This is a genomic window from Salibacterium sp. K-3 (genome assembly GCF_054052005.1).
Genome location: NZ_JBSVZE010000006.1, coordinates 1 through 2,874, shown reverse-complemented (window position 1 = coordinate 2,874; position 2,874 = coordinate 1). Strand labels below are relative to the sequence as shown.

The following is a 2,874-nucleotide window of genomic DNA, read 5'->3' as shown; positions in this document are numbered from 1 at the left end:
GATGTTCCTTGAAAACGACATAACGAATGCAAGAGCCAAAAGAATTCACACCGGCGTTTCCGTTCATCGAAAGATGGACAATGGAGACACCGAATGTGCGTTGAAAGAATCAACCACTTACCAGGTTAAGCTGGAAAGGGCGCACGGTGGATGCCTTGGCACTGGGAGCCGATGAAGGACGCGACGAACGGCGAAACGCCCCGTGGAGCTGTAAGTAAGCTTGGATCCGGGGATGTCCGAATGGGGGAACCCGCTGTCCGTAATGGGACAGCGTCCGTCTCTGAACACATAGGAGGCGGCACGGCACACCCGGGGAACTGAAACATCTTAGTACCCGGAGGAACAGAAAGCATATGCGATTTCCCGAGTAGCGGCGAGCGAAACGGAAACAGCCCAAACCAGGGTGCTTGCACCCTGGGGTTGAAGGACACTCCTTACGGAGTTATCAAGAAAGACGGTAGATGAAGCGGCCTGGAACGGCCCGCGGGACACGGTAAGAGCCCGGTAGTCGAAACCGTCTTTCCTCCGGAGTGGATCCTGAGTACGACGGGACACGAGAAATCCCGTCGGAATCCGGGAGGACCATCTCCCAAGGCTAAATACGACCCAGTGACCGATAGTGAACCAGTACCGTGAGGGAAAGGTGAAAAGCACCCCGGGAGGGGAGTGAAAGAGATCCTGAAACCGTGTGCCTACAAGATGTCGGAGCCCGTTTATGGGTGACGGCGTGCCTTTTGTAGAATGAACCGGCGAGTTGCGATCTGATGCAAGGTTAAGTGGCAGACACGGAGCCGCAGCGAAAGCGAGTCTGAACAGGGCGATATAGTATCGGGTCGCAGACCCGAAACCGCGTGATCTACCCATGTCCAGGGTGAAGGCAGGGTAATACCTGCTGAAGGCCCGAACCCACGCAAGTTGAAAATTGCGGGGATGAGGTGTGGGTAGGGGTGAAATGCCAATCGAACGCGGACATAGCTGGTTCTCCCCGAAATAGCTTTAGGGCTAGCCTCGGAAGAAAGAGTCCTGGAGGTAGAGCACTGATTGGACGAGGGGTCCCTACCGGATTACCGAATTCAGTCAAACTCCGAATGCCAGCGACTTGTTTTCCGGGAGTCAGACGGCGAGTGCTAAGATCCGTCGTCAAGAGGGAAACAGCCCGGACCACCAGCTAAGGTCCCCAAGTATACGTTAAGTGGAAAAGGATGTGGAGTTGCTTAGACAACTAGGATGTTGGCTTAGAAGCAGCCATCATTGAAAGAGTGCGTAATAGCTCACTAGTCGAGTGACTCTGCGCCGAAAATGTACCGGGGCTAAACGTATCACCGAAGCTGTGGACGCCCTTACGGGCGTGGTAGGGGAGCGTTCCAGGCGCAGCGAAGCCGGACCGTGAGGACCGGTGGAGCGCCTGGAAGTGAGAATGCCGGTATGAGTAACGAAAAGAAGGGTGAGAATCCCTTCCGTCGAAAACCTAAGGTTTCCTGAGGAAGGTTCGTCCGCTCAGGGTTAGTCGGGACCTAAGCCGAGGCCGAAAGGCGTAGGCGATGGCAAACAGGTTGAAATTCCTGTACCACCTCCTTCCCGTTTGAGCGACGGGGGGACGCAGGAAGGAAGGGCAAGCGCGCTGCTGGAATAGCGCGTCCAAGCCGTAAGGCGGATGAACAGGTAAATCCGTTCATCGATAACGCTGAGCGGCGATGGCGAGGGAAATATCAGTACCGAAGTTCCCGGCCCTACACTGCCAGGAAAAGCCTCTAGCGAGGGGAGAGGTGCCCGTACCGTAAACCGACACAGGTAGGTGGGATGAGAATTCTAAGACGCTCGGGAGAACTCTCGTTAAGGAACTCGGCAAAATGACCCCGTAACTTCGGGAGAAGGGGTGCTTTTCTGGGTGTTAAAGCCCGGGAGAGCCGCAGTGAAAAGGCCCAAGCGACTGTTTATCAAAAACACAGGTCTCTGCGAAGCCGCAAGGCGAAGTATAGGGGCTGACACCTGCCCGGTGCTGGAAGGTTAAGAGGAGATGTTATCCCCTCCGGGGAGAAGCATCGAATCGAAGCCCCAGTAAACGGCGGCCGTAACTATAACGGTCCTAAGGTAGCGAAATTCCTTGTCGGGTAAGTTCCGACCCGCACGAAAGGTGCAACGACTTGGGCACTGTCTCAACGAGAGACCCGGTGAAATTATAATACCTGTGAAGATGCAGGTTACCCGCGACAGGACGGAAAGACCCCATGGAGCTTTACTGCAGCTTGATATTGGATTTTGGTACAGCTTGTACAGGATAGGTAGGAGCCTTGGAATCCGGACCGCCAGGTTCGGAAGAGGCGCTGGTGGGATACTACCCTGGCTGTACGGAAATTCTAACCTCGGGCCGTGACCCGGTGCAGGGACAGTGTCAGGCGGGCAGTTTGACTGGGGCGGTCGCCTCCTAAACAGTAACGGAGGCGCCCAAAGGTTCCCTCAGAATGGTTGGAAATCATTCGCAGCGTGCAAAGGCAGAAGGGAGCTTGACTGCAAGACTTACGAGTCGAGCAGGGACGAAAGTCGGGCTTAGTGATCCGGCGGTCCCGCATGGAAGGGCCGTCGCTCAACGGATAAAAGCTACCCTGGGGATAACAGGCTTATCTCCCCCAAGAGTCCACATCGACGGGGAGGTTTGGCACCTCGATGTCGGCTCGTCGCATCCTGGGGCTGAAGTAGGTCCCAAGGGTTGGGCTGTTCGCCCATTAAAGCGGCACGCGAGCTGGGTTCAGAACGTCGTGAGACAGTTCGGTCCCTATCCGTCGCGGGCGCAGGAAATTTGAGAGGAGCTGTCCTTAGTACGAGAGGACCGGGATGGACACACCGCTGGTGTACCAGTTGTTCCGCCAGGAGCAC

The 2,874-nt window shown here is 55.9% G+C and carries 1 rRNA gene; it reads left to right on the top strand.

What is annotated here, in order from left to right:
- Nucleotides 1-123: 123 nt before the first annotated feature.
- Nucleotides 124-2,874: ribosomal RNA gene (locus ACW9JV_RS19270) — 23S ribosomal RNA — on the top strand; the annotation flags it as partial.